This is a genomic window from Priestia sp. SIMBA_032 (genome assembly GCF_046535215.1).
GTDB lineage: Bacteria > Bacillota > Bacilli > Bacillales > Bacillaceae_H > Priestia > Priestia aryabhattai.
This window is the reverse complement of sequence record NZ_JAWRXD010000253.1, coordinates 1-354: the sequence shown is the minus strand read 5'-3', so window position 1 is coordinate 354 and position 354 is coordinate 1. Positions and strand designations below refer to the sequence as shown.

General features: G+C 44.4%; 1 protein-coding gene. It reads left to right on the top strand.

Features of this window, described 5'->3' with window-relative positions; all coding sequences use genetic code 11:
* Nucleotides 1-278: hypothetical protein (locus tag SB717_RS34240; RefSeq protein WP_410907286.1), on the top strand; the 278-nt coding region annotated here is incomplete at its 5' end.
* Nucleotides 279-354 lie beyond the last annotated feature (76 nt).

Here is a 354-nt window from a genome sequence, read left to right as displayed (position 1 = left end):
GTGTTACCCTTGGTGGGCAAGAGCATATGTTTCAGCCAGAAGGCATCCATGGATCTCTGGAAGATATGCTCAAACATCTACTGCAAGGTACTTTGGCTTATTCCGGTATGGACGTACACGAACCGTTCGTTGGTTGGCACGTCCCATATATTTCGACTGATCAGCGGTTGTTCCTAATGGAGCAGTGGAAAGATCGTATTCGAAAAATTAATGACGAGCCGTTCCTTGTATTTCCGCGTTTACAGAGTTTTACTGAAAAATTATTTCCCATGTCCTAAGCCATTTGGCAACTGTGGCGGCCTTCCCTGTGTTTTTGTCTGGTCGATGATTTTGATCTGTATCTGATTTACCATC